This is a genomic window from Salibacterium aidingense DSM 18341 (assembly GCF_000429685.1).
In the GTDB taxonomy this organism is placed as follows: domain Bacteria; phylum Bacillota; class Bacilli; order Bacillales; family Marinococcaceae; genus Salibacterium; species Salibacterium aidingense.
In genome coordinates, this window is sequence record NZ_AUCI01000056.1 from 1 (window position 1) to 1169 (window position 1169).

1 rRNA gene is annotated in these 1169 nt (G+C 56.2%); it reads left to right on the forward strand.

The annotated features are described in order from the left end of the window. A 23S ribosomal RNA gene (locus tag G475_RS0122035) occupies positions 1–1169 on the forward strand; the annotation flags it as partial.

The following is a 1169-nucleotide window of genomic DNA, read 5'->3' on the forward strand; positions in this document are numbered from 1 at the left end:
AGTACGACGGGGCACGAGAAACCCCGTCGGAATCCGGGAGGACCATCTCCCAAGGCTAAATACGTCCCAGTGACCGATAGTGAACCAGTACCGTGAGGGAAAGGTGAAAAGCACCCCGGAAGGGGAGTGAAAGAGATCCTGAAACCGTGTGCCTACAAGATGTCGGAGCCCGTTTATGGGTGACGGCGTGCCTTTTGTAGAATGAACCGGCGAGTTGCGGTCAGATGCAAGGTTAAGCGGAGAACGCGGAGCCGCAGCGAAAGCGAGTCTGAACAGGGCGCATCAGTATCCGGCCGCAGACCCGAAACCGCGTGATCTACCCATGTCCAGGGTGAAGGCAGGGTAACACCTGCTGAAGGCCCGAACCCACGCAAGTTGAAAATTGCGGGGATGAGGTGTGGGTAGGGGTGAAATGCCAATCGAACGCGGAGATAGCTGGTTCTCCCCGAAATAGCTTTAGGGCTAGCCTCGGAAGAGAGAGTCCTGGAGGTAGAGCACTGATTGGACGAGGGGTCCCTACCGGATTACCGAATTCAGTCAAACTCCGAATGCCAGCGACTTGTTTTCCGGGAGTCAGACGGCGAGTGCTAAGATCCGTCGTCAAGAGGGAAACAGCCCGGACCACCAGCTAAGGTCCCCAAGTATACGTTAAGTGGAAAAGGATGTGGAGTTGCTTAGACAACTAGGATGTTGGCTTAGAAGCAGCCATCATTGAAAGAGTGCGTAATAGCTCACTAGTCGAGTGACTCTGCGCCGAAAATGTACCGGGGCTAAACGTATCACCGAAGCTGTGGACGCCCTTTACGGGCGTGGTAGGGGAGCGTTCCAGGCGCAGCGAAGCCGGACCGAAAGGACCGGTGGAGCGCCTGGAAGTGAGAATGCCGGTATGAGTAACGAAAAGAAGGGTGAGAATCCCTTCCGTCGAAAACCCAAGGTTTCCTGAGGAAGGTTCGTCCGCTCAGGGTTAGTCGGGACCTAAGCCGAGGCCGAAAGGCGTAGGCGATGGCAAACAGGTGGAAATTCCTGTACCACCTCCTTCCCGTTTGAGTGATGGGGGGACGCAGAAAGGAAGGGCAAGCGCGCCGCTGGAAGTGCGCGTCCAAACCGTCAGGCGGATGAACAGGCAAATCCGTTCATCGAGAACGCCAAGCGGTGATGGCGAGGGAAAT